This is a genomic window from Paenibacillus sp. P46E, from assembly GCF_001909095.1.
Classification (GTDB): domain Bacteria; phylum Bacillota; class Bacilli; order Paenibacillales; family Paenibacillaceae; genus Paenibacillus_AQ; species Paenibacillus_AQ helianthi.
In genome coordinates, this window is record NZ_LVYZ01000088.1 from 169945 (window position 1) to 194661 (window position 24717).

Genomic DNA, 24717 nt, shown 5'->3' on the forward strand with positions numbered 1-24717 from the left:
TTTCACGCTTAAGGATTATTTAATAACTGCCCCTTTATAATCACATTAAAGCCTACCAGAAAGGGGATTTACGCCTGTGTTTCTAAAAATATTAAAGAAGGACCTGAAGCGTAAAAAAGTAATGAATATGGTGCTGTTAGTACTTATGATACTAGCTTCGACGCTTGTGGCGAGCAGTACAAATCTGATGTACTCCACAACGACGGCGATTGGCAGCTTCATCAGCCACAGCAAGGTAGCTGACTACAACATTTCCATAGCCAATACTGAAGAGAATAACCGGAGTCTTGCCGCATGGGCCAAGAAGGAGAAAAGTGTCGATTCCTATTCCTCACAGCTTCAGATTGGACTTCTGTCCAAGGATATAATTGTACCCAAGGGCCGGAAAAGCGTTTCGGGTAATACCGGGCTGGTGCTGGCTATGGTTCCGGATCAAGTGAATCTCGTATTCGGAGAGAAGGACGAAGTGTTTAGTATGGAGGTTGGAGAAGTGGGGCTACCGATTAGCCTCATGAACACCACTGGATTGAAGCTTGGGGATGAACTGAAAATCCAGGTAGGGAAAAGCTCAAAAACTTTTACCATCACAAAGGTATTCAAGGATGCCTATATGGGCTCGGATTTACTAGGCCTTAAGCGGCTGTTGATCTCCTCTAAGGACTTTACAGATCTTCAGAGTGCTCTACCGGAGGAATCATTGACTAGGCTATGGAGCTTTATGGGAACTAACGATGAGGAGGGCAGAGCCATAGCGAAAGCGTTTTCCAAACAGGATATCTCCTTGAATTTTGGAGTAGAGAAAGAACTGGTGAAGAAATCTTATATGACGGACCAGATTATTTCCGCAATGCTATTTGTGATCAGCCTGTTTCTGATTTTCATTGCTTTCCTGACCCTGAGATTTACGATTGTTTCTACCCTGCAGGATGAATACAAAGAAATCGGAGTGATGAAGGCGATTGGATTTCGGAATGCTGCGATCAAACAGCTGTATCTGACTAAATATTTAGGACTCGCGCTGGCTGGCGGAGCAATCGGACTTGGAGTGAGTATCCCGCTTTCAAATCTGATGTCCCAAAAAATCTCGCAATATATCATTTTACCCGGAGGCAGTACCGGCTTGATGGTCTCTATCTGCAGCACAATAGCCGTTATCGCAGTTACTCTACTATTCTGTACGCTATGCATGCGCAAAATTAACCAGGCATCAGCCATAGATGCGATCCGGCAGGGCCAAACGGGCGAGCGCTTCAAGGCTTCACGGAAAATCCATCTTCATAAAAGCAAGTTTATGCATCCGGCACTATTTCTGGCGCTCAGCGATGTGCTCAACCGGATGAAGAGCTACACCGCACTGATTCTTACATTTATTCTAAGTACCGCGATAATTATCATTCCGGTTAACTTGATGAATACGATTGTAACTCCGAAGTTCATTGGCTACTTTGGAACCGTCCAGGCTGACTTTTATACCAAAAGCGAGGTTGGAGATAAGAAGGTATCAGAAATACAGGCCGAACTGGCCAGGATGACCCGGGAGTTCCTCGACCACAACTTTCCTGTTACATTGTCGGTAGATTATTCTATTAACTCGAAATACATTTCAGACAATGGTGAGGACAATATGCGGATCACCGCGATGAAAAGTGAACCGGCTGCAGCCTTTCAGTATCTGGACGGCGTTGCCCCAAAGCTAGCAAATGAAATCGCGATTACCAGCATTATGGCTGACAAATATGATAAACGTATCGGAGATTCAATCATTTTTGAGATCGGCGGTAAGCAGGACACTTTCCTCATCACCGGTCTTCTCCAGACCATTACGAATGAAGGCTACTTGGTCCGGCTTGGAGATGATTATAGTCCCTCTAATGCGGCTGCCTATCAAATTGCTGGAAACATCAACGCACCTGATGGGCAGAAGGCTCGTATTTTAGCGGATATGAAGCAGGACTTTAGTGAACTTGATCTCAAAAGCGCAACAGATTTACTCGGGGATGTCACTGGCGGGTTTATGGGCCAGCTGAAAAGCATTATTCTACTGCTTACGGTTATTGTCTGCGTAATTACTTTCTTCATTACCAGCTTGTTCGTAAGGCTGCTGATTACTAAAGAGGTACAGGGCATTGCGGTGATGAAGAGCCTCGGTTTCCAGAATAGCATAATCCGACTGTGGCAGGTTCTGCGTATCTTGATGCTGCTGGTTGGCTCGATCATCTTAGGCGTGATTACGGCCAATATTTTGGGTGAACGGCTGATCGGCATCATTTTCCGTATGTTTGGTCTGACCCGGATGAACTTCAATATTGTGCCACTGCAGGTCTATCTCCTGTACCCGCTGCTAATCCTGATCGTGGTCGTACTGGCGGTATATACAAGCTGCGGTCAAATTAAGAAGATTCAGATCTGGAATATGAATGAGGAATAAGCCAGAAACAATGTATAACGATCCAAAGCGTACATACAGGGAGGAATTAACATGACTTCAGTTCTAGAGGTAACAAACTTATGCAAAACCTATATCGTAAATAAAAGCCAGAATAATGTACTGAGAAATGTAAACCTGACTCTGCATGAAGGTGATTTCGTATCAGTCATGGGTCCCTCCGGTTCAGGAAAATCAACATTGCTGTATACAGTCAGCGGAATGGACCGGTTAACCGCAGGTGAAGTGGTTTTTGATCAAGAGAGCCTGTCGCAGCTGTCGGAGAAGGGTATGGCCGAGCTGCGTATGCACAAGATGGGGTTTATTTTTCAGCAAATGCATATGCTTGGCAATCTGTCCGTTTATGATAATATCATTCTATCGGGTTATGAGGCTTTGAAAAGAAAGGGAGATTCACGCAGCCGCAGTGACGTTAACCAGCATGCTGACAAGCTCATGCGCAAGCTTGGTATTATTGAGACGGCAGACCATGATATCACGGAGGTGTCAGGCGGACAGCTGCAGAGAGCCTGTATCTGCCGGGCATTGATTAATCATCCGATCATGCTGTTTGCCGATGAGCCTACAGGTGCCTTGAATTCAAAGGCTGCCAAAGAGGTGTTGACAGAGCTGTGCCGGATTAACCAGGAAGGAACAACAATTATGATGGTTACCCATGACGTGAAGGTGGCCGCTCAGAGTGACAAGGTGCTCTACATGGTGGACGGTACGATACAGGGTGAACATATTTTGGGCAAATATGCCGAAGGACAGGGATTTAAGGAACGGGAACAGAGCTTGACGAAGTGGCTGATGGAGATGGGCTGGTAAGCATCGCAAGGCTCAGCTCTTCAGCTGAATCGGGCAAGCGGAAAGAAGCTGGGAGGAGATTACTATGGCTGATATTCTGGTAATCGAAGATCATATGGAGCTTGCCGGACTCATCAGAGATTTCTTACAGGTGGAAGGGTATTCTGTACAAACTGCAGCCAGCGGTGAAGAGGGTCTGAAATATCTGGCAAATCATACAGTTAAACTGTTGCTGCTGGATATTATGCTGCCTGAGCTGGATGGATTCGCCGTTTGCAGACGGGTAAGGGAGCAGCATAACCTGCCCATTCTAATCATGAGCGCCAGGCATGGAGATGAGAACAAGATTATCGGACTGGAGCTGGGAGCGGATGATTATCTGGAGAAGCCATTCTCAGCGAACCTGCTGACGGCCAAGGTCAAGGCACATTTGCGACGAAGTTATGATATGAATGACGACAAGCAGCTGCTGGCCGATGGCGATATTGTCATTAACCGTGCTTCCCTGCAGGTATTTAAGAAGGATCAAACCCTGGCTATGACCTCCAAGGAATACGAGCTGCTTGTACTGCTGATCAATAACAAGGGCAAGGCGCTGCGCAAAGAATGGCTATTCGAAAGGGTGTGGGGTGCGGACAGCTTCAGCGAGCCTTCGACCCTAACCGTACATATTAATAAATTGCGCGATAAAATCGAGGACAACCCCAAGGAGCCGAAGCGTATAGTAACAATCTGGGGAGTAGGATATAAATATGAAGCGGTTTAATACCCTGATCCTTTGGACTGTGATCTTCGGGCTGGCTTTTATTGCAATCTGTACCGCTTATACGATTCAGGTCGGAAATTCGCAGACGGGCCGAAAATACCTGGTGGAGATTAACCGTATCCTCCATCAGGTCACAGAGGGCGTTCCGCCAAAGGACATCGTTCTGAATTCAAGCGGATCCGGAGCAGTCCGTACCCTTGACTGGATCAGGAGTGATGCTGTACCGCAGGAGCTTGAACGATTTTTTGAGGGAGCAGGCTTGAACAACAGGGAAGAATTCACGATTCGCCCTATCTATGAAGACCAGGAGCTGTCGGGGTACCTGCGGTTCTCCTACCCTCCAGTTAAGGACACAACCAGAACTATTCTAGTTATGGATATCGTACTATTAATAGCCTTGGGAGGCCTTGTTGGTCTGCTCCTTTACGTGAAGCTGCAGATTATCAAGCCGTTTCATACCATTGAAGAGCTGCCCTATGCCTTATCCAAAGGACAACTGAAAGCTGGACTGAAGGAGAGCCGGAGCCGCTTCTTCGGTAAATTCATCTGGGGCCTGGACCTGCTTAGGGAGACCCTGGAATCTCAGCAACAGACCAATCTTAGCCTGGAAAAAGACCGGCAGACTATCGTAGCCTCGCTATCGCATGAACTGAAAACACCAGTAGCCGCTATTAGGCTGTATTCTGGTGCACTGGTTCAGGATATTTATGATAGTGAAGACAAACGCAAGGACTGCGCCAGGTTAATCGGTCAGAAGGCTGAAAACATTGAGACGTTGATCGGAGAGATCATAACAGCTTCAGTTTCCTCACTGCAGAATATCGAAATAAAGAATAGGGAGTTCTATCTGGGGGAATGGCTTAAGCGCCTGTTGTATTCCCACAAGGAACGGCTCGAATTGCTAAAAATCGAATGGACCATCGGTTCCTATGCAGACAAGCTGCTTCTTGGAGACCCGGATAGACTTCTGGAGGTTATGGATAATCTGATCGAAAATGCCATCAAGTACGGGGATGGTGAACATATCAGACTCTCCTTCCAGGAGGAGGATATGCGTCAGCTCATCATGGTTGAGAATACAGGCACCCCGCTGACCCCTGGTGAACTGCCTTACATATTCACAAGCTTCTGGCGCGGTTCGAATGCAGAAGGAAAGAAAGGGAACGGTCTGGGACTGTATATCTGTAAACAATTGCTGCAGAAGATGGACGGTGATATTTATGCTGAAGCCACAGGTCATGGCATGCGATTTGTGCTGGTGCTCCGTTACTAAGTCCTTGCTACTCTAGTCCCCGCTTTTACGGAAGGATTTCATATGAAAATTGGTAATATGGCGGAATAAAGCTTGTCCATCGCCGGTAATGACAAAATCCTGGCTCAGGGGCAGCAGCATGGCCCGGTAAGGCTCGGGAATCCAGATATATTGGTGCACATAAGATGTTGCAATGAAGCCGCAATGCTCCCAGAAATGGACCCGCGCCGCATCTTCTTCCGTATTCCCAGCTTCCACCTCAATTAGAACCGCGTGAATGTGATGCTCCTGCACCGCCCAGTCGCGGATCATCTCCAGAAATTGTCTGCCCAGACCTTGGCTGCGGAGCCGGGTATCCACGGCCATATAGTCGATGATAAGTATCCGTTCAGCAGATGAACCGCTAAGACCTGTAACCGCCATCGCAGCGATTTTCCCGTTCTGGTATCCGGTATGCAACCAGGCGATTTTTTTGTCCAGCATGGCATGCAGAATATTAACCGGTTTGGCTCCATGGGGAAAAGCTTCGCGGTAGAGCGGCTCAATTGCTGCCCACAGTGCGTCATCCCACTCCCTGTAAGTCATGAATTCAAGTGTCATTTCAGTCGCCTCCAGGATGATCATAGCAGAGCGGAGCTCATGTAGTAAAATAGAGACCCTACGAATGATTTTGCAACTTTTTCCAGTCATACGCGTCCAATTTATAGGATTATTATAAGGAGACTATGCGAATGCAAAAATGGAAGCAGTCATTGGGCTGTATTGGTGCAGTCTTGGTGTTGGCCTTAAGTACCGGGACCGTGCATGCAGCTAAGGAAAGCGGGATTCTATTAAATGACAAAAGTACCACAATGGGCAGCAGTCAGATAATTATGAAAGGAGCAACATGGGTTCCATTAAAGGAACTGGCCGGTTCAATGGGCTATACACTGTCCTGGAATCAGAAGACTAGGGCTGCTGTATTGATACGTCCAGGGCGTGAAGTGATCCTTAAGGCAGATTCAAAAATAGTATCTACGAACAGCATACCTTTAATGCTTGCGAAGGCACCGAATATTCTTGGTGGCAAGTTATACGTTCACCTAGTATCAGCGGTAAGCGCCATGGGCGGCAAAATCTGGACCGATAAGAGCACAGGCAACATCATGCTCGTAGATGAACCGAGATTTACTTCCGCTTCCATTCAAGGCAGGACTTATTGGGTATCCCAGAAGAGCGGAGAAATTTTCCTTAGATCATCATCTGACGGCAAGCCGGAGTCCATCGGTACCTTTCAATTACGTGAATCGCCATATTCCCACTGGCTTCAGATCAAGAGTGCGGGCAAGGGCAGTGATCTGCTGCTGCTGACCGACAAGCACTACGCGATGTTCAATGATTTCAGCAACGGTTATCAGGCTCTCATCCAGACTGGGAAGATAGTGAAGCAAATGGACTATCACTACATAATCCCCTCTTACACACATCCCGCTGAGCTCCCTTCGGCACAGTTGTATATGACAGATGGCAGGAACGTGCAGTATATTAATTCCGATGGCAGTCTCGGCAAGCTGTTTGAGCTAGAGAAGGGCAGCGGAAGAACAGGAGATTTCACAGTGGAATATGCGGCAAAAGATGTACTGCTTGTTCGTGATCTAAAGCGTGCCGGCCTGTTTGCCATTCATACACTTTCTGGTGAATTCACGAATCTCAGTGCGGAATTAATCCGTTCTGAGGACCGTAAGGATTGGGACACAGCTGACGGCTCTGACCCGTATGTGTTGACCAAAATGCTGGCTCTAAAAAAGCGCGAAGGGAATGTTATGACCTTCACGTATGCAGCCCTCTCGGACGGTAAGGCGAAGACAGTGGACTATACCCTAAACAAAGAGTAATTTTTTGATAGAACGGCTCGCCATAAAAAGGACCCAAATCCAGACTGAACCTGGATTTGAGTCCTTTTCGCTGGTCTTAGAAATTCTCTGCTGGTTAAGCCATGAGTAATACGGAGGAAGCTTTGATGACAGCAGTCACACTGGAGCCTTCCTTAAGATCCAAATCCCGCAGCGCTTCTACGGAGATAATGGAAGTAATTTTCTGACCACCTGTGTCGACCACGATTTTGGCATTGACTTGGCCTTCTTCGATGGAGAGTACTTTACCTTCGAACTGGTTTCTGGCGCTGATTTTCATAGTCCTTACCTTCCTTTCAGTTGGAGTAATTGCGAAATGAAGATTTATAGTGTGCTTCGTGGATGCTTTTCATCTAATTATATTTAAATATATCTAGATAATACTAGATATATATTCGGTAGACAATGATTTCTACAGAATGTAACAATTATCTCGATGGAGAGTTAATCAATGATTGAGCTGGGCTATGCTGGGTTTTGAACCCGTGGCGAATTATCCGGTATAATAGAACAAGAATCTATTAGAACGGGAGGCTAATCATATGAACTACCGCAAACTGGGCAAAACAGGTCTATCTATAAGTGAAGTCAGCTTCGGTACATGGGCCATTGGCGGGGATTGGGGTGTGAGCCGGGATGAGGATGGTCTCAAGGGGCTGGAGCTGGCGATAGAGCAGGGTGTCAATTTCTTTGATACTGCCGATGTGTATGGCTCCGGCCATGCCGAAGAGCTTCTCGCGAAGGCAACCAAAGGCAAAGAGGATGAGATCCATATCGCCACCAAATTTTGCCGGGCGGGTGACATCCATGATCCGGAGACCTATTCGGAGCAGAAGGTAAGCAATTACTGTGAGCAGAGTCTGCGCCGTCTGAATAGGGAGACTATTGATCTGTACCAGATCCATTGTCCGCCCATTGAGATCCTGCGGGACGGAAGCGTGTTCAGGGTGCTGGACAAGCTGAAGGCTGACGGTAAAATCCGCCATTACGGAGTCAGTGTAGAGACCATCGAAGAAGGACTGCTTAGTCTGGAATATCCTGGTGTAGAAGCGTTGCAGATCATCTTCAATTTGTTCCGCCAGCAGCCGGCACTTACGCTTCTGCCCCGCGCAGATGCTGCAGGGGCCGGAATCCTGGTGCGGCTGCCGCTGGCCAGCGGACTGTTGACTGGTAAGTTTAAGGAAAACAGCACCTTTGCTGCGAATGATCACCGGAATTTCAATGCCAACGGTGAGCAGTTCAATGTGGGGGAAACCTTCGCCGGACTGCCTTTCGCAAAAGGTGTCGAGCTGGCGCGGGAACTTGAATGGATTGTGGAAGGACGCGGCAGCATGGCCAGAGCGGCTATACGCTGGATTCTGGATCATCCAGCGGTCAGCTGCGTAATTCCTGGCTTCAAGAATGAAGCCCAGGTTATAGATAATCTCGCTTCCTTTGAGGTTCCATCCTTCAGCAACGTTGAAATGGAGCGGCTAAGCGCTTTTTACAAGACTGAAGTTGCACCGCATATCCGTGGAGGTGTATAGCCCTACTCTATGAAGAATGTAACCATTGGACTGCTGGCGCATGTCGACGCCGGTAAAACGACGTTTGCCGAGCAGCTGCTCTATCATACTCAGGCCATCCGCAACCGTGGCAGAGTAGATCATAAGGATACTTTTTTGGATACCCATGAGATTGAAAAGACTCGCGGGATTACGGTGTTTGCCGACCAGGCGGAGTTTGTGCGCGGGGACACGCGGTACTTTCTGCTGGATACGCCGGGTCATGTCGATTTCTCGCCGGAAATGGAACGTGCGCTGCAGGTGCTGGACTATGCAGTAGTAATTGTTAGCGCTGTTGAAGGCGTGGAAGGCCATACGGAAACGGTATGGCAGCTGCTGCGCAGGCATGGGATTCCAACCTTCTTTTTTATTAATAAAACCGACCGCACCGGTGCTGATCCGCAGCGTGTGTATGAAGAAATCCACGCTCAGCTTAGCGATGGGGCGCTGCTTCTCCCGGAATGGGATGATACTGCATTGCCAGAGGAGTTGAAGGTCTGCCTGGCTGAACGCGATGAACGTATACTGGATGCTTATTTCGAGGGGTCCATGCGTGAACCGGATTGGCAGGAAGCGATGAGGTCCATGGTCAGGGAAGGCAAGATATTCCCTTGCATGCAAGGCTCTGCTTTGCTGGATCTCGGAATCGATTCTTTTCTGGATAAGCTGGAATACCTGACGGCAACCGATTATGATGCCAACGGCCCTTTTGCAGGGAGAGTGTATAAGATCCGCCACGATGACAAAGGGACCCGCATCACCTATATCAAAGCGCTGCAAGGGGTGCTCAAAGTCAGAGAAGAGTTGGCCAGCGGGCCTGCTGAAGATGATGAACCCGAGCGGATTACCGGAATCCGCAGAATAAATGGCCTGAAACATACTACTGTGGATTGGGCAGCAGCAGGTGAGCTGTTTGCTGTCATTGGACTGTCGAAGGTGAAGCCTGGAGATGGTGTTGGTTCTTTGCAGGACAGAAGAGACAGTGAACTGGTTCCCACGCTGAAGTCTAAGGTCCTGTTCGAGCCTCCGGTTCATTTGAAGGAAGTTCTGAATGCCTTTCAAATGCTCGGCGCAGAGGACCCGTCACTAAATGTGAACTGGGATGTGACGCTTCAGGAGCTGCATATCCAAGTGATGGGCCAGATTCAGCTTGAGATTCTAGAACAGATTATGGGCGAACGATTCATGATCCCGGTAGCTTTTGGACCGCCAGAGATTCTATACAAGGAGACGATTGCTTCAGCGGTTTATGGCTGCGGACATTTTGAACCGCTGAAGCACTATGCAGAGGTTCTGCTGAAGCTTGAGCCGGGCGAACGGGGCAGCGGACTGAACTTCATCAACGAATGTCATCCTGATGATCTGGCAGTGGGTTACCAGCACCAAATCGGGCAGGTTCTGCTGGAGAGCGGACACCACGGTCTGCTTACGGGTTCTCCACTCACTGATCTGCGAATGACCCTACTCAGCGGTAGAGCACACAACAAGCATACTCATGGTGGAGATTTCAGGGAGGCGGCGTTGCGTGCTTTGCGTCAGGGACTGGAGCAGGCAGAGAATATCCTGCTCGAGCCGGTCTATGACTTCAAAATCAGCATAGACCCCGGGCATCTGGGTAAAGTAATGACAGATATACAACAGGCAAGCGGCATTTTTGTCCCACCGGAGATGACCGAAAGCAAAGCAGTGATTACAGGCAAGGTGCTGGTAGCCACGTTCATGAATTACGCAGTGCGGCTGGCTTCCATGACGCAAGGGAAGGGTGCATTATCGCTGAAAGTCACCGAGTACCAGCCTTGCCACCAGACAACAACTGTGATTGCCCTCAAAAATTACAATAAGGATGCCGATCCGGCGTATCCTTCCTCCTCTATATTTTGTTCTAAAGGGCAAGCCTACCCGGTCCCTTGGGATAAAGCACAAGAGCATATGCACATCCATAATGATTACCTGCCCGTCAGCTGAAATGCGGGGACAAGCTGAGGAGGAACTTGGGTTATGAGTGAAATTATCGATAAGGTTGCCTGGATTCTGATCCGGGAAGGGCGTGTTCTGGGGGCGCGCTCCCATGGTAAGGATACTTATTATTTTCCCGGAGGAAAAAGAGAATCCGGTGAAACGGATGCAAAAACGCTGATCCGGGAAGTGAAGGAAGAGGTGTCTGTCGATATCCTTCCGGACACAGTGATACCATTTGGTACTTATGAAGCGCCGGCACATGGCAAAGCAGAGGGAATACAGGTGAAGATGACCTGTTTTACTGCCGGCTATACCGGGGAATTGGCTCCGGCCGCGGAGATTGCCGAGCTTGCCTGGCTTGCCTATGAAGACCGGGAGCGGGTATCGGCCGTCAGCAGGATCATTTTTGACCAGCTCCATGAGATGAAGCTGTTGGATTAATATTTTACAGCTGCCTACTGTTAGTTCCAGCCCGTTTTGAGCCATTGTCGGCTTGAGGCGGGCTTTATATTGTTTTGGAGTGTAATCCTGACGTACGAAATTAGTTGTTCAGGACATATGTCCTTCCGTTAATGGGGAATATGTCTTTTAATAAATACAGAGATGAAGACAGAGGAGAGAAGTTATGAAAGGGATTATTTTTGCATTTATCGGCGGGGCCTGTATTACCTTGCAAGGGGTGGCTAATGCGCGGATTAGTCAGGACATCGGCACCTGGCAGGCCGCAACTATCACGCAGTTCACCGGATTCCTGATGGCGCTGATGATCCTGCTGTTCGTGCGGGATGCGAAGAAGCAGGGCTTCAAACAGGTCAAACCTTTATATCTGATAGGCGGAGCGCTGGCTGCATTTGTCATTTACAGCGAAGTTACGGCGATTCAAGGCATTGGCGTTACGCTGACAATTTCAGCTCTGCTGATCGCCCAGCTCTGCCTGACCTTTGTGATTGATATTAACGGGTGGTTTGGTGTGGTGAAGCAGAAGATGAGGCTGCCGCAGTTTATCGGGATTGGTATGATGATTGCCGGTGTAGTTATTTTGAAATTCTAAGGGCGGTGCAGACCATGAAAGAAATTCTGGATTCGGAGCAGCTTGAGGGATATATCGCGGCACATTCTCTGGAATCTATTTTCAATGAACCGCTGAAGGAACATTTGCATCTGTACAGCTTTGAACAAGGGGAACATATTTGCTCCAAAGGGGACCCTTCTCAATATTTGTATGTTCTGGTCAAAGGGAAGCTGAAAATCTACACCACCACACCTGAAGGAAAGACGCTGATCATTTCATTCAAAACTCCGCTGGAGCTGATCGGCGATGTGGAATACATTCAACACACGGAATGGATCAACACGGTAGAGGCCGTGTCTCCGGTGCATATGCTTGGCATAGAATACCGCTGGCTGAATAGATACGGTAAGGATCATCCGCCGCTGCTGCATTTTTTACTGGAGATTATCACCCAGAAGTTCTACCGCAAATCCAATTTTCTGAGCCTCAATCTGATGCATCCGGTGGAGGTAAGACTTGCCTGTTATTTACTGTCCATCTCCTATGATGAATCCGACCCCAACTTTATGGGGCAACTGAATACGATCAACCTGACAGATACCGCCAATTTCATTGGTACGAGTTACAGACATCTGAACCGGGTCATCTATAAGCTTTGTCTGGATGGTCTTATTGAACGGAATAACGGACATATTCAGGTGAAGGATAAGGCAGGACTTAGTGCTCTGGCGAGCCGTAACATCTATGAGCCGAATGGAGTCATATCGATGGAAAGTAACGTTCACAAAGGGAATGGAGTGAGTAAATAATGTTAATAGGAATCCTGCTTGCACTAATAGCCGGCTCACTGGTGAGTCTGCAGAATATTTTTAACAGTAAAGTAAATGAGCATACCGGCTCCTGGTCTACTACAACTTTGGTTTTAGGTATGGGATTTGTCGCATCACTGCTGATGGGAGTAATCATGGAAGGTACCAACATGTTCACCCTGCAGCATATGCAGCCCTGGTATTGGTTCAGCGGTATGATCGGTGTTGGCGTAGTCATCTGTCTGGTACAGGCTACCCGGCTGCTCGGACCTACTTATGCGATTTCCATCGTGCTTACTTCACAGCTCGGCTTTGCGCTTCTGTGGGATTCACTGGGTTGGCTAGGCTTGGAGAAGGTGCCGTTCTCTATCAATAAGCTGATTGGTGTGTTAGTCATTGTTGGGGGAATTCTGGTGTTCAAGTTAGGCCAAACGCGTGAATCGGATAGCGAACCTTCGTCCGGCAAGCCGCAACAGGCCTTGAATCTGAAGTGAGATTTCACAAAACATGCGATATCAACAATCCAAGCAGAAACGGCTTTGCCATCCCTTTTTAAGGACGGCACCGTTTCAGCGGGAAAGAGAAGGATAATTTATAGCGTGAAACATATAAATTCTTATCTTTGAACAAAAAGCGCGTATCCGTGAAGGCTCGGATACGCGCTTTTTTACACTTATATGGATAGGCTGGACCCTGACGGAGCCTTACTGCCCAGGAGTGAGTGTTTCCATTGCTGATATACTGCCCATGCCTCACCGTTATCCAGCAAATGCTTACAGGTGTAGACGCCTTCCTCAATCGAATTGACCCTTTCGGCCAGATGCAGCCGCACTGCCGCATTGAGCAGCACCTGATTGTAAAAAGCAATGTGGCCGCCGCCTTGGAGCACCGCTTCCGCCGTCAACAGCTGAAGCCGGGAGGTCCAGTCCATTTCCGGCACCGGCGTTTCCAGGCCGAGCGACTCCGGATCGATAATATCCAGTTGCGCTGTGCCGCCGGAAACGGTATATACCCGGTTAGAGCGGTCGATATATAAATCCTCTGACCCTTCGGTACCTTGTACGACTAAGCCTTTACGGTATCCAAGTTTAATAATGATTCTGGAAATACGGTCAAAGACTGTGTTGTGATAAATTCCAAATACAATGTAAGGCGAGCAGGAATAGTCAATCAGCTTTTCTACCGTGTTAAAAATGGTACGCATCCCTATATCCTCGCGGAGATTACGAATGTCTGCTAAGGGTGGACACCACTTTTCTGAATCCACGAACAGCACACCGCTCTTACCGGCAGAATCAATCACTTCAGACTTGCTAAGCGAACCGACGTCAATCCCGGTTTCCTGAATGATATCCTGCAGGGTGATTCCCCATTTAGGCGGTAAGGAAGCTGAACCGTGAAGCGTGACAGGAAGCCCGGCTGCAGCTAAGACAAAAGAGGTCGGAAAGGTGGCGGCAAAGGATTTTATACGGCCGTCATAAGGTCCTGCGCAATCCAATCCCTGTTGAACCGGTTCACGGTGGGCATATTTCCGGCAGACCGCCACAAAAGCCTCCAGCTCTTCAATACTCTCCAGCTTGATGCGCTCTGCGATCAAAAAGGCACCGATCTGGACGGGAGAAGCCGTCTGTTTCAGTATGGACTCCGCTGCGGCTTCCGCTTCAATGTAGCTTAAGTCCCGGGCACCTCGTTTGCCCCGGGCGACTTCTTTTAGAATATTAATCATATGGATTCTCCTTAAGTTTGATCCTGCAGCAGCTGATACACCTTGACGATAGAAGTCGCTACATCAACCATTCGTTTACGTTCATTCATAGCTTGCTTACGAAGAAGATCATAGGCTTCAGATTCACTGATATTTTTGGCCTTGGAGAGGATGCCTTTGGCCATATCAATCCATTTGCGCTCCTCGATCCGTGATAGAAGCTGCTCCCGCTCCTTCAACCATTGCTGGCGCTCGAAGCATTGTCTGGCGCTGAAATGAAGAATCCAATGGATTTCCTGAGGCTGCATGGCGGGGGACAAGATTCCGTCTACCATAATATTTTCTTCACAGGCAGCGGCGGATAAGGTTGAAGTTGATGAGGTGCACCACCATAGAATGGGAGCCGTTTTGCACTGCATCAGCGATGCTCTCCAGGTGTTGATCTCTGTAACGGGCAGATCGAGGATGGAGGCATCCGCATCTCGGATCATCAACATCGCCTCTTCTGGTGAAGCTGCCGCTGAGACCACATAGCCGCAGGAACGAAGCAGGGTATCCGGGCCTGTTGTTGAACGCTCTTCTGTGACGTTCTCTGTCTTGTTATTCTGAATAATCAACAGGGAATGCATAGTTTGACGCTCCTTTTATATCGTAGTCACCGGTTGTCATGAACCAGCAGCAGCGCAGCCACGAAAGATAGATGATGTAATATTATATAACACAGAAAAGGTCGTTTTGTCGATAAATTTAAATTTTCAAAATTTATGTGTTAACAATATTGACGTAATTAGAGCTCCTGTAGTATAGTCGTTTTAACAAATTCATCAAGTCTACGAATACAACGATGTATTCGCTTGAAGCGGCAATGGCGCCTGTTTCACTTTTTGCAATCGGAAGATGTATGTTTCCGTGCGGAGTGAGGCGGGCTTTTTCTGTTGCTCACATGGAGAGGAGAGATACAGATGTCAGATATTCGTAAAAAACTCGTATTGGTGGGCAACGGAATGGCGGGGGTACGGGCCATCGAGCATTTATTAAAATTATCACCGGAGGCATACGAGATTACTATCTTCGGCTCCGAACCGCATCCGAATTATAACCGGATTATGCTGTCCTCTGTCCTGGCAGGCGGGAGCAGCATGGAAGAAATCGTTATCAATGATCTGGAGTGGTATCACAGCCACGGGATCCGTTTATATATGGGTCACACCATTACAAAAATCGATACAGTGCAGCGCAAAGTATTCTCAGATCAAGGGGTGGTGCTGCCATATGATGAGCTGATTCTGGCTACTGGCTCTAATCCGTTTATGCTGCCGCTTCCGGGAGCAGATAAGGAAGGCGTAATCGCTTTCCGCGACATCAAGGATTGTCAGATGATGCAGGAAACCTCACAAACGCACCGTAAAGCTGTGGTGATCGGCGGGGGGCTGCTGGGACTGGAAGCGGCCAGAGGCTTGCTGCATTTGGGAATGGAAGTATCCGTTGTCCACATTCATCCCTATATCATGGAACGCCAGTTAGATGAACCGGCTTCGATCATGCTCCGCAAGGAGCTGGAAGAGCAGGGGATGAAGTTCCTGCTGAGCAAGCAGTCCGAAGCGATTCTCGGCAAAAAGAGAGTCAAAAGCCTGTTGTTCACAGACGGTGAGGTTACCGAGGCGGATCTGATCGTTATGGCAGTGGGAATCAAACCCAATGTTGAACTGGCGCAGAAGAGCGGCGTAGAGATTAACCGGGGCATCATCGTCAATGATTTTATGGAGACCAACATTCCTGGAATCTACGCCGTAGGCGAATGTGCCGAGCATAGAGGAATCGCTTATGGGCTTGTGGCTCCACTGTACGAACAAGGTGCGGTTCTTGCCAAAAGACTGGCGCAGGTCGCCACGGAGGGTTATTCCGGCTCTATAACCTCGAGCAAACTGAAGGTGTCCGGTGTCGATGTATTCTCGGCAGGCCAGTTCATAGAACGGCCCGGTACCCGGGCGCTTAGATATCAGGACGAGATCGACGGGGTTTACAAGAAGCTGGTTATTGAGGATGACAAACTGGTCGGCGCGGTATTATTCGGTGACACTGGTGATGGAGCACAGCTCTTCTCCATGATAAAGAACGGTGAGAATATTAAAGGAAAAGAAAAAGAGCTGCTACTTGGCATATCCTCAGATGCGCTGGCTTCTCCCAAAGGAAACCGGCTTGAAGGGATGGCCGATGATGAAATTATTTGCGGCTGCAACGGCGTTTCCAAAGGAGCCATTGCCGAAGCCATTCAATCCGGTGGCTGTACAAGCGTAGGCCAGATCAAGGCCTGCACCAAAGCCTCCGCATCCTGCGGCGGCTGCAAACCCCTGGTGGAGGGACTTCTTCAATTATATGCCGGAGATAATGTTGTAATGGTTAAGGAAGGGATTTGCGGCTGCACAACCTTGGGACGTGACGAGATTGTCGCGGAAATCAAGCGCATGGAGCTGAAGACCGTCAAGGAAGTCATGAATGTCCTGGAATGGAATAACGAAGAGGGCTGTCCCAAATGCCGTCCTTCACTGAATTACTATTTGGGAATGCTGTGGCCGGAAGAATATGTGGATGAAAAGGAATCCCGTATTACTAACGAACGTTATCATGCCAATATCCAGAAAGATGGAACGTATTCCGTTGTTCCCCGAATCTACGGTGGGGTAACCTCACCGGCTGAACTTATGAAGATCGCCGAGGTTGCTGCCAAATTTGATGTTCCTCTGGTGAAGTTTACCGGTGGTCAAAGACTGGATCTGCTCGGAGTTAAAAAAGAAGATTTGCCTAAGATGTGGGAAGAACTGGATATGCCTTCAGGACACGCATACGGAAAGACACTGCGTACGGTCAAAACCTGCGTGGGCTCCACCTTTTGCCGGTTCGGAACCCAGGATGCCATGGGCATGGGAATCAAGCTTGAGAAAGCATTTGAACGGCTGAACACACCGGGTAAGGTGAAGCTTGCAGTATCAGGCTGTCCCCGCAATTGTGCGGAAGCTACGATTAAGGATTTTGGCGTAGTAGCGATTGATGGCGGATGGGAACTGCACATTGGAGGAAATGGCGGTGTGCATGTGCGGGCAACCGACCTGCTCTGTGTGGTCAAAACCGATGATGAGGTCATGGAGTGGGCCAGCGCTTTCCTGCAATATTACCGGGAGAATGCCGGATGGAATGAGCGGACCGCGCAATGGGTTGAACGGGTAGGTCTGGACAGTATCAAAGCGGCACTTGAGGTACGGGAGGACCGCCTTGCCCTTCAGGAGAGAATCCAGACTGCGCTCAGTCTTACCACCGATCCTTGGAAGCAAATCGTGAATGAACCGGAGCTGCGTAAAAATTTCGAGCAACTGTCTGAGATGAAGACGGTATTGGAGGGGGAAGCCATATGACAATGACCAAAATACTGGTGGGCAAGGAGACCGATATTGATGTGAAAGGCTCCCGTATCGTCAGAATGGGGGACAAAGAAATCGCACTGTTCCGCCTGTCGGATGGAGAAGTCCTTGCTGTAGAGAACAAATGTCCGCATAAAGGAGGAGTCTTATCGGAAGGAATGGTCTGTGGTTCCAAGGTGCACTGTCCGCTGCATGATTGGCGGATTGACCTGCACAGCGGGGCTGTGCAGGCGCCGGATCATGGTCATGTAGTTACTTATGAGGTAGAAGTGGACAGGAGCAGCGGTTCCATCTATTTAACTCTGGAGGGAAGCCTATGATCCAGGGAAGTGTGTCAATAGTCGGAGCAGGTCCCGGTGACCCGGAACTCCTTACCATCAAAGCCATGCGCAGAATACAAACCGCTGATGTCATTCTCTATGACCGGCTGGTGAATGAAGAAATTCTCAGCTACTGCAAGCCAGAAGCGCTTCGGATCTATGTCGGGAAAGCACCCGGGCATCATTCTATGCCGCAGGAGGCTATTGAGGAGCTAATTATTAAATATGCTTCTGCAGGGAATCATGTTGTCCGGTTAAAGGGAGGAGATCCCTATGTCTTCGGGAGAGGTGGCGAAGAAGCATTGGCTGCAGCTGCTGCCGGCATCGATTATGAAGTCATTCCTGGCATCACATCGGCCATCGGTGCTGCGGCTTCTGCCGGAATTCCGCTGACTCACCGCGGGTTGGCTGCATCATTTGCGATTGTAACCGGGAACCGCTGCCATGATCAGGCTTCAGCTGCACACTGGGAGGGTCTTGTCCATAGTGTAGATACGCTCGGTATTTATATGGGTGTTAGTACACTAAGTGACATCCGCCAACAGTTATTGAAGTTCGGAAAGAATCCGGCAACACCGGCGGCCCTGATCGAGAATGGCACGACTGCCCGCGAACGGATAGTGACAGGAACGCTGGGGAATATTGATAAGCTCGCTGCCGCACTGAAGATTAGCAATCCGGCCCTTATCATTATTGGTGAATCCGTGGCGGTAAGAGATCAGCTACTGGGGCTTCAAAAGAGTGTACGCTCCCGGATCGGCTAAAGCCGGGTGTGCCTTTTACCGGAGTGTCATAATTGAAGTGACCGCAATCACTAGACTTAGCGCTTCAAACGGACTATACTTTGCACAGATTACTGTGTTGTACTTTACTGATGCAAAGGAGAGAACGGTGAAATGCAGATTCAACTCGACCAATTGACGACCGGACGCCTTGAAGAGAGTCTAGGTGGTAAGCCGGGATATCTTAAGTTGTTCTATGATACCGAGGACTGCGGCTGCAATGGCGTTCTGGTGATCCAGATTGTAGACAGACCTAACGATACGGACATCGTTATTCAGAACGAGCCCTTCATCTTCGTGTGTGACCGCCAGCAGGAATCGTTGTTTGATTCCAACATGACACTGCAAGCTGAGGAGAATTATCCTTCCTATAAGCTGACCAGCCCTTCCGGACTGTTCAGCTCCAATCTAAGAGTTAAGGATCTCCGGTAGTTAAGGAGATTCCCGGGACACCACAAATCGCTCTATATTAGAGCGGTTTTTTGGTGTTTGGGTGAGGATTGATGCAGAGGGTGCGGGGAATGGCAGTTTCAAGTATAATGGGAGGCATCTGAAACTGGAGGCTGTGATGAAATGAAGCCGATTACAATCTTAATTGCGGATGATGAGGCGGAGATCGCCGATCTGATTGCCATGCACCTGGAGAAGGAAGGCTACCTTACGGTCAAGGCATTGAATGGTAGAGCGGCTATGCATATAGTGCAAACCCAGCCGGTCGACTTAGCGATACTGGATATCATGATGCCTGAGCTGGATGGTCATGAGGTCACCCGGCAGATCCGTGAGCAGCACCGCATGCCGATTATTTTTTTGAGTGCCAAAGCATCTGATTTGGATAAAATTACGGGGCTGGTTCTTGGCGCGGATGACTACATGACTAAGCCGTTCAACCCGATGGAGCTGGTGGCCCGGGTCAATGCCCAGCTTCGCCGGGCCATGCAGTTGAATCAGCCGGCTGCAGATACCCTGTCCAGCCTGCAGGTTGGCGGACTAATCATTGACCCGGAAACGCGCACGGTTACGATCTATGGGCAGACCGTTGAGCTGACTCCGAAAGAATTTGATATTTTGCACCTGCTTGCCAGCCATCCGAACAAAGTGTTCAGTGCAGAGAATCTCTTTGAACAGGTATGGGGCGAGTCCTATTACGACAGCGGGAATACCGTGATGGTCCATATCCGTACTCTCCGGAAGAAGCTGGGCGAGGACCCGAAGAAGTTCATCAAAACCGTATGGGGAGTAGGGTATGCATTCAATGGCTAGACAACAACGCAGTTTCCGCACTAGTATGCTGATGCTGTTCGGACTCAGTATGCTGATCTCGGGTCTCTTCACTTATCTGGTTTATAAAGGACTCCAAATGTACTATCATAAGCAGGTCCTGGCAGAAGACGATATTGTACGTTTGCGGGTTTTCATGAATAAAGTCGGCGATGTTAACTTTTTTCTAATTCTATTTGTGCCGCTCGCGATCTTCTTTTTCTTTCTGCTGACCAAACGCTACGCCACCTATTTTGATAAAATCTCCTCAGGCATCCACAATCTCGCCAACGGTGATTTCAGCGCCCGCGTGGATATTACCTCCCATGACGAGTTCCAGGTTATCGCTGACGACATTAACCGGGCAAGTGAACAGCTGCAAAAGGCTGTGGCGAGGGGAGACTTTGCTGAGAGCAGCAAGGATCAGCTGGTGCTGAATCTGGCGCATGACATCCGCACACCGCTGACGTCGGTGCTGGGCTATCTGGATTACATCCTGAAATCCACGGATCTGTCAGCAGAGCAGGCAAGGCATTATACGCTGATTGCCTATACCAAATCCCAGCGTCTGGAGAAGCTGATTGAAGAGCTGTTCGAGATTACCCGTATGAATTACGGGATGCTTACTGTGGAGAAGAAGCCCATTGATCTAAGCGAGCTGCTGTTCCAGCTCAATGAAGAGTTATATCCGCTGTTTGAGAAGAACAAACTGGTTTCCAGGCTGCATATTACGCCACAGCTGATGATTCCTGCGGAAGGGGAGCTGCTCGCACGTGTCTTTGAGAATCTATTGACCAACGCGGCGCGCTACGGCAGGGATGGACAATATGTGGACATACACTGCAGGGCGGAGGACGGAAATGCGGTTGTTCAGGTCATGAATTACGGACATTTCATTCCACCGGAAGAGCTGCCGTTCCTTTTTGATATGTTCTATACGGGTGACCGGGCACGCACATCGGATAAGAACAGTACGGGTCTTGGACTTTTTATTGCCAAAAATATCGTCGAGCGCCATGGCGGCACCATCACAGTAGAGAGTAGCATCACAAGTACCATTTTCAAAGTGACTTTACCGCTTAATGCTTGATAGGGGTTATGGCTTCATTTAAGAAAAATTTAATTTTTAGGCCACTTTGTATTTAAGCTTTTCCCTATAATCTGGTCTTACACATGATAAAGGGAGATGCTCGCATTGAAGAAGTGGCTTTTTTTGTGCATTGTTTTGCTGGTCATCGTATTCAGGTTTTATCTAAAGGAAGGGCTGCCGGGACACAATCCGTCCATTACAGAGCATACGTCAGAAATATCCGCTTCTGCAGAAGACTCTGTCACCATAAGGATAGACAAAGCACAAATTCACCAGGGAAATCTCATTTTGGTTAATAAGAATTATCGCGTACATACGAATGGTGTTTCTACGGATATCGTTTCCCTTTCAGAGCATGATGAGTTGAGGCAGGGCTTCACACTGCTGGATCAATCCATCGAGCTGTCCCGGAGCGTAACCGAACGGTTCTCTGAATTGACTGAAGCGGCTGACAGGGTTGGGGTGGAGCATTTTCGTATCAGCAGCGGGTACCGGGATCAAGCGGAGCAGCGTAAGCTCTATCGTGAAAAAGGTTCGGATTACGCGCTTCCTGCGGGTCACAGTGAGCATAACACAGGGTTGTCACTGGACATCGGGTCGTCGCTTGGAGAGATAGCACATTCTCCGGAGGGGGACTGGCTGCAGGCCAACGCATGTCATTATGGATTTATTCTGAGGTATCCTGAAGACAAGACAAATATCACCGGGATTAAATACGAGGCATGGCATTTCCGATATGTCGGACTGCCGCACAGTCTGCTGATGAAGGAGAAGAACCTGGTGCTGGAGGAATATCTCGCTGATCTGAAACAACAGAAACGTCTGAAGGTCACGGTCGAGGGCCGAAAATATCTCATTCTCTATGTACCGGGTTCGGAGCTTGACAGTGTTCAATTGCCGGCGGGACATCCTTATGAGATTTCAGGAAACAACGTGGATGGGGTAATCGTTACTGTAGAACTGAGCAAATGGGGGAAAAGATGAAGAAACGGAACCGGAAACTTTTGATACTGGGATATGCTCTATACGTGTACCTGCTAATAAAAATAATTTTGTTCAAGTATGGAGCCGTAGATGTCCAAGTGCTCTGGCGTCAGCTGCACAGTGTGCTGGAGGAGCCTGGGATGATTCAGAACCGGCTGGCATTTGCCAACTTCACTCCCTTTGTCTCAATCAACCGCAATCTGGACCGGCTCTCGCAGCCCAATGATTTCATGAATTTGTTCGGGAATATTGCCCTCTTTATTCCGCAGGGAATTTTCATCCGGCTATCGGGCAAAGGAAGCTTCCTCACTGCTTTTTTATTCTCTTTAGCATGGAGTGCAGCTCTGGAATGTACACAGATTCTCTTGGCCATGGGCAGCTTTGATGTGGATGATCTCATTCTTAATGTGCTCGGAGGACTTATTGGATATGCTATTTGCAGGGTATACCCTCAACCTGTTGTTCTTCAAAAGAAATCATAAGAAATAACGCAACAGATTTAGCATAGGAGGCAAGCATGTGAAAATCATCGGAATGGATATAGGAACGACCTCCATAACGGGTTTGGTCTATGATCTGGAACACCGCAGGGCTGTGCACTCTATCACTGAAAAGAATTCGGCGCACTTGCGTGCCAGCCGGGAGGAATGGGAGCGTCTGCAAGATCCCGCAGTCATTCTAAATATAGTGCAAGGTATACTAAGCAACTTGTCGGCAGTGGAACCGGAGGTCCGGGGAATCGGCCTGACCGGACAAATGCACGGTATAGTGTATACGGACGCTGCCGGGAAACATCTGACCCCGCTGTATTCCTGGCAGGATGGCAGAGGTGGCCTGCCTTACGATGATCAATTTACAGTAGCGCAGAAACTGAAGGAGAGCACCGGCCATACGGTTGCACCCGGCTACGGGCTGGCAACTCATTTATATAACCTGCAGCATGACCTTGTTTCACCAGAAGCAGTCAGCATCTGCACCATTGCCGATTACGTTGCCATGAGACTTACCGGGCGGACGTTGCCGCTGGTTGATCCCACCCAAGCTGCAGGAATGGGATGCTACAGCATCCCTGAGGGTGATTTTGACAAAGTAGCCATTGCAGGGTTAGGTATCAGTATAGACCTGTTGCCGAAGGTAACTCCATCCGGAACGCTGTTGGGATTAACCCGGGAAGGGATTCCGGTATTCACTCCTCTCGGAGATAATCAGGCGAGCTTTCTGGGTAGTGTGCCATTTACGGAAGAATCGATACTGCTGAACATCGGCACCGGCAGCCAGCTCTCCGTTCTGATGAATCATCCGGGCATCGGAGCTGAGGGTTTGGAGGCACGCCCGTATCCGGGTGGCGGTGTGTTGATGGCCGGAGCCGCGCTGAGCGGCGGGAAATCCTATGCGCTTCTGGAGAAGTTTATCCGTGAGCTTATAGAGGCCTATACCGGAGAGACCCAGGAGGATATGTACACATTTATGGATAAATTACTCGGGGACGGGCAACCGTCCACTCAAGGATTGTCTGTACATCCGCAATTTCTGGGGACGCGGCTGCATCCTGATGTGCGGGGAAGCATAGATGGGATTACGCTGGACAATTTCACTCCGGGCTTGCTGATCCATGCTTTTCTTCAAGGCATGGTTGATGAGCTATATGCTTTTTATAATCGTATGAAGCAAATGAGTTCCGAGAGTCACTGGACTCGATTGATCGGCTCCGGCAACGCGCTGCGCGCAAACCCGGCTCTGTGCACCAAGGTGGAAGAGCGGTTCGGACTGCCACTTACCCTTAGTTCAACTTCGGAGGAAGCTGCCATCGGTGCGGCCTTGTGCGCGGCAGTTGGCGCTGGGCTCATTGGTAGCTTCAAAGAAGCCGGTCAATACTTGGGGTGAAGTCACAGTTCACCCACATGAGGCAATTCATTAGAAGCACTGCAGGAACTGTCGGATGATCGAATTCGTGAGCATATCAGCCATGGCCAATGCTCCCCTTTCGATGGAGTCATACAGCTGAACACTTTGTTTGTAATCCTTTTGGAGCAGAGCTACTGCTTCCCCTTTTGTCAATGCAAGATGCTGATAGAACATTTGTCTGAATTCTTCCTTAGGGAAATACGGATTGAGGCGGCTGAGGAACTCCACAATCTGGTCGCCATTAGCAACCCATTTCTTCTCGGCAGCGGCAGCGGCTGTTTGATCCCCGGCTTTTGCAGCTTTAACCAGGTCGGCAGCAATGACTAAATGCTCATTGATAAGCTGGGCATACGCATCACCTGCTGCCGCACCATAGAAAGGTTTAAGCGCATCGCCCATGTCTGGCGCGTTCTGCAGAAGACGGGCCACAGTTACATCTGTGTCAGGCAAAGAGAAGACAATGCTGCGAATCGCCATTCGGGTCCATGCCACATGCTGTTCCCAGAGTGACCTCATCTGATTGTTGAGATCCACCTGGGCTCTGCTCAGACATCCCGGCTGCGACGCCGCCACGTGCATTGCCAAGGGTTGGTGCATGTCATTCGGATATCCCTGTGCGGGAAAGTAGGGTCTCCAGTGATTTTGCATGGAATTTCCTCCTTAACGTTTAGCCTATGTTCCTTGTACCAGCTTCGTACAAACTTGCTTCTGAAGCATAGGTTAAGATCATGTATACCGTATCTTATGGTATATCCGCCCAAGTGGTTCATAACAAAATATATATAC

Annotated in this window: 25 protein-coding genes; 20 read left to right on the forward strand and 5 right to left on the reverse strand. The window is 49.0% G+C overall.

Translation table 11 applies throughout. The features are described 5' to 3' along the window. The first annotated feature begins 76 nt into the window (after positions 1 to 76). The 4 genes from A3849_RS29625 (at position 77) to A3849_RS29640 (ending at position 5274) form a co-directional block, all read left to right on the forward strand. Positions 77 to 2428, forward strand: a complete 2352-nt coding sequence (locus tag A3849_RS29625) for an ABC transporter permease (RefSeq protein WP_074114659.1) — start codon at positions 77 to 79, stop codon at positions 2426 to 2428. A 51-nt stretch (positions 2429 to 2479) separates the two neighbouring features. Then, a complete protein-coding gene (locus tag A3849_RS29630; RefSeq protein WP_074114660.1) occupies positions 2480 to 3256 on the forward strand; it encodes an ABC transporter ATP-binding protein in 777 nt (258 codons plus the stop codon). A 64-nt stretch (positions 3257 to 3320) separates the two neighbouring features. Further along, positions 3321 to 4001: a response regulator transcription factor gene (locus tag A3849_RS29635; protein WP_074114661.1), complete on the forward strand. Its 681-nt coding sequence runs from the start codon at positions 3321 to 3323 to the stop codon at positions 3999 to 4001. Continuing rightward, positions 3988 to 5274: a sensor histidine kinase gene (locus tag A3849_RS29640; protein ID WP_074114662.1), complete on the forward strand. Its 1287-nt coding sequence runs from the start codon at positions 3988 to 3990 to the stop codon at positions 5272 to 5274. The genes A3849_RS29635 and A3849_RS29640 overlap by 14 nt, the downstream gene beginning before the upstream one ends. Positions 5275 to 5286: 12 nt before the next feature. Here A3849_RS29640 and A3849_RS29645 read toward each other — a convergent pair whose 3' ends face one another. Continuing rightward, entirely contained in the window at positions 5287 to 5853 is a 567-nt protein-coding gene (locus A3849_RS29645; RefSeq protein WP_074114663.1) for a GNAT family N-acetyltransferase, read from the reverse strand. 131 nt (positions 5854 to 5984) lie between these two features. Between A3849_RS29645 and A3849_RS29650 the strand changes: the two genes are divergently transcribed. Next, complete coding sequence (locus tag A3849_RS29650; protein WP_074114664.1) at positions 5985 to 7127, forward strand: stalk domain-containing protein; 1143 nt, start codon at positions 5985 to 5987, stop codon at positions 7125 to 7127. A 94-nt stretch (positions 7128 to 7221) separates the two neighbouring features. Here A3849_RS29650 and A3849_RS29655 read toward each other — a convergent pair whose 3' ends face one another. Further along, a complete protein-coding gene (locus A3849_RS29655; protein ID WP_074103397.1) occupies positions 7222 to 7425 on the reverse strand; it encodes a TOBE domain-containing protein in 204 nt (67 codons plus the stop codon). A gap of 262 nt (positions 7426 to 7687) precedes the next feature. Here A3849_RS29655 and A3849_RS29660 point away from each other — a divergent pair, with 262 nt between their 5' ends. The 6 genes from A3849_RS29660 (at position 7688) to A3849_RS29685 (ending at position 12963) form a co-directional block, all read left to right on the forward strand. Beyond that, entirely contained in the window at positions 7688 to 8671 is a 984-nt protein-coding gene (locus A3849_RS29660) for an aldo/keto reductase (RefSeq protein ID WP_074114665.1), read from the forward strand. A gap of 9 nt (positions 8672 to 8680) precedes the next feature. Beyond that, positions 8681 to 10654, forward strand: a complete 1974-nt coding sequence (locus A3849_RS29665; RefSeq protein ID WP_074114666.1) for an elongation factor G — start codon at positions 8681 to 8683, stop codon at positions 10652 to 10654. A 33-nt stretch (positions 10655 to 10687) separates the two neighbouring features. Next, entirely contained in the window at positions 10688 to 11089 is a 402-nt protein-coding gene (locus A3849_RS29670) for an NUDIX hydrolase (protein ID WP_074114667.1), read from the forward strand. 184 nt (positions 11090 to 11273) lie between these two features. Next, positions 11274 to 11699: a DMT family transporter gene (locus A3849_RS29675; protein WP_074114668.1), complete on the forward strand. Its 426-nt coding sequence runs from the start codon at positions 11274 to 11276 to the stop codon at positions 11697 to 11699. 14 nt (positions 11700 to 11713) lie between these two features. Further along, a complete protein-coding gene (locus tag A3849_RS29680) occupies positions 11714 to 12469 on the forward strand; it encodes a Crp/Fnr family transcriptional regulator (protein WP_074114669.1) in 756 nt (251 codons plus the stop codon). Next, positions 12469 to 12963: a DMT family transporter gene (locus A3849_RS29685; RefSeq protein WP_074114670.1), complete on the forward strand. Its 495-nt coding sequence runs from the start codon at positions 12469 to 12471 to the stop codon at positions 12961 to 12963. The genes A3849_RS29680 and A3849_RS29685 overlap by 1 nt, the downstream gene beginning before the upstream one ends. Positions 12964 to 13142: 179 nt before the next feature. Here the strand turns inward: A3849_RS29685 and A3849_RS29690 are convergent, their stop codons facing one another. Together A3849_RS29690 and A3849_RS29695 are read right to left on the reverse strand one after the other, a co-directional pair. Beyond that, complete coding sequence (locus A3849_RS29690) at positions 13143 to 14201, reverse strand: anthranilate phosphoribosyltransferase (RefSeq protein ID WP_074114671.1); 1059 nt, start codon at positions 14199 to 14201, stop codon at positions 13143 to 13145. Positions 14202 to 14206: 5 nt separating this feature from the next. Continuing rightward, a complete protein-coding gene (locus tag A3849_RS29695; RefSeq protein ID WP_074114672.1) occupies positions 14207 to 14803 on the reverse strand; it encodes an ANTAR domain-containing response regulator in 597 nt (198 codons plus the stop codon). Between the two features lie 333 nt (positions 14804 to 15136). On the opposite strand from A3849_RS29695, the gene nirB reads away from it, so the two are divergent. The 9 genes from nirB to A3849_RS29740 all read left to right on the forward strand — a co-directional run bounded on the left by nirB (position 15137) and on the right by A3849_RS29740 (position 23910). After that, positions 15137 to 17584, forward strand: a complete 2448-nt coding sequence (gene nirB, locus A3849_RS29700) for a nitrite reductase large subunit NirB (RefSeq protein ID WP_074114673.1) — start codon at positions 15137 to 15139, stop codon at positions 17582 to 17584. 2 nt (positions 17585 to 17586) lie between these two features. Further along, a complete protein-coding gene (nirD, locus tag A3849_RS29705; RefSeq protein WP_074114687.1) occupies positions 17587 to 17910 on the forward strand; it encodes a nitrite reductase small subunit NirD in 324 nt (107 codons plus the stop codon). Beyond that, entirely contained in the window at positions 17907 to 18674 is a 768-nt protein-coding gene (gene cobA, locus A3849_RS29710) for a uroporphyrinogen-III C-methyltransferase (protein WP_074114674.1), read from the forward strand. Before nirD ends, cobA begins: the two co-directional genes overlap by 4 nt. A gap of 132 nt (positions 18675 to 18806) precedes the next feature. Next, a complete protein-coding gene (locus tag A3849_RS29715; protein WP_074114675.1) occupies positions 18807 to 19124 on the forward strand; it encodes an iron-sulfur cluster biosynthesis family protein in 318 nt (105 codons plus the stop codon). A gap of 141 nt (positions 19125 to 19265) precedes the next feature. Then, positions 19266 to 19955 carry a response regulator transcription factor gene (locus A3849_RS29720; protein ID WP_074114676.1) on the forward strand — a complete coding sequence of 230 codons (690 nt, stop codon included), beginning with the start codon at positions 19266 to 19268 and terminating at the stop codon, positions 19953 to 19955. Next, positions 19948 to 21042, forward strand: a complete 1095-nt coding sequence (locus A3849_RS29725; protein WP_074114688.1) for a HAMP domain-containing sensor histidine kinase — start codon at positions 19948 to 19950, stop codon at positions 21040 to 21042. The genes A3849_RS29720 and A3849_RS29725 overlap by 8 nt, the downstream gene beginning before the upstream one ends. Positions 21043 to 21147: 105 nt before the next feature. Beyond that, complete coding sequence (locus A3849_RS29730) at positions 21148 to 22026, forward strand: M15 family metallopeptidase (RefSeq protein ID WP_074114677.1); 879 nt, start codon at positions 21148 to 21150, stop codon at positions 22024 to 22026. Then, positions 22023 to 22508, forward strand: a complete 486-nt coding sequence (locus A3849_RS29735; RefSeq protein ID WP_074114678.1) for a VanZ family protein — start codon at positions 22023 to 22025, stop codon at positions 22506 to 22508. Before A3849_RS29730 ends, A3849_RS29735 begins: the two co-directional genes overlap by 4 nt. A gap of 37 nt (positions 22509 to 22545) precedes the next feature. Beyond that, the gene (locus A3849_RS29740; protein ID WP_083613725.1) at positions 22546 to 23910 is read left to right on the forward strand and encodes a sedoheptulokinase; all 1365 of its coding nucleotides are present in this window, start codon (positions 22546 to 22548) and stop codon (positions 23908 to 23910) included. Between the two features lie 30 nt (positions 23911 to 23940). On the opposite strand, the gene A3849_RS29745 is transcribed toward A3849_RS29740, so the two are convergent. After that, positions 23941 to 24510, reverse strand: a complete 570-nt coding sequence (locus A3849_RS29745) for an acetylglutamate kinase (protein ID WP_372237817.1) — start codon at positions 24508 to 24510, stop codon at positions 23941 to 23943. Positions 24511 to 24717: the final 207 nt, after the last annotated feature.